This window comes from Stenotrophomonas maltophilia group sp. RNC7 (assembly GCF_030910085.1).
GTDB lineage: Bacteria > Pseudomonadota > Gammaproteobacteria > Xanthomonadales > Xanthomonadaceae > Stenotrophomonas > Stenotrophomonas sepilia.
Map to the genome: position 1 here is coordinate 1 of NZ_JAVFVN010000316.1, position 427 is coordinate 427.

At 35.1% G+C, this 427-nt stretch carries 1 protein-coding gene; it reads left to right on the forward strand.

Annotated elements, in window-relative coordinates; translation table 11 throughout:
- A partial coding sequence (locus RCF13_RS05240) for a site-specific integrase (protein WP_308140923.1) occupies window positions 1–427 on the forward strand: 427 nt, incomplete at both ends.

The window sequence follows — 427 nt, forward strand, 5'->3', positions numbered from 1 at the left end:
ACCTGGAATAATATCGACTTTAAAAAATCTGTTTTGAAAGTGGATAAGCAGTGGAAAAGATTAAAAAGTGGCATGGGCTTAGGTACTCCTAAAAGCAATAACTCCTACAGAGAAATACCTGTTCCTAATAAAACCTTAAAAAAATTAGAAGAGTATAAAAAAGACAACCCTACAGATATTAACAACAGGGTTATCTTATACAAAAGTGCTAGTTCTTTGACTTGGGAACTGCCCAAAAAGTACAGAAAAGCAGGATATGATATTACGATACACATCCTACGACATACCTATGCTACAAATCTTTTAGCGAATGGATTGGATTTTAAAACGGTCGCCAGATTAATGGGCCACGATGTTGAGCAAACATTTAAAACCTATTCCCATGTAACGGACGATATGATTCAAAGAGCCGCTCAAATTGTAAATA